Source organism: Bradyrhizobium sp. IC3195 (assembly GCF_020193585.1).
GTDB lineage: Bacteria > Pseudomonadota > Alphaproteobacteria > Rhizobiales > Xanthobacteraceae > Bradyrhizobium > Bradyrhizobium yuanmingense.
Genome location: NZ_JADYVG010000100.1, coordinates 1 through 437, shown reverse-complemented (window position 1 = coordinate 437; position 437 = coordinate 1). Strand labels below are relative to the sequence as shown.

General features: G+C 63.4%; 1 protein-coding gene. It reads left to right on the top strand.

The window, feature by feature from the left end; all coding sequences use genetic code 11:
• Positions 1-49 precede the first annotated feature (49 nt).
• Positions 50-437: efflux RND transporter permease subunit (locus I6F09_RS37280; RefSeq protein ID WP_225190213.1), on the top strand; the 388-nt coding region annotated here is incomplete at its 3' end.

Sequence of the window (437 nt, the reverse complement as noted above, 5' to 3'; positions counted from 1 at the left end):
GACAGACAGTGAAGGCCGTCGCCGTCAACAATAACGGAGGCAACGCCTGATGTTCTCCCGTTTCTTCGTGCGTCGCCCGGTCTTTGCCTGGGTGATCGCCATTCTGATTATGCTCGCCGGGGTGCTGGCGATCCGCACCCTGCCGGTAGGCCAGTATCCGGACGTCGCCCCGCCGGCGGTGAAAATCTCCGCCACCTATACCGGGGCGTCCGCCGAAACCCTGGAGAACAGCGTCACCCAGGTCATCGAGCAGCAGCTCACCGGCCTCGACCATCTGCTCTACTTCAGCTCCACCAGCAGCTCCGACGGCTCGGTCAGCATCACCGTCACCTTTGAGCAGGGAACCGACCCGGACACCGCCCAGGTGCAGGTACAAAACAAAGTGCAGCAGGCGGAATCGCGGCTGCCGAGCGAAGTCCAGCAGTCCGGCGTAACGG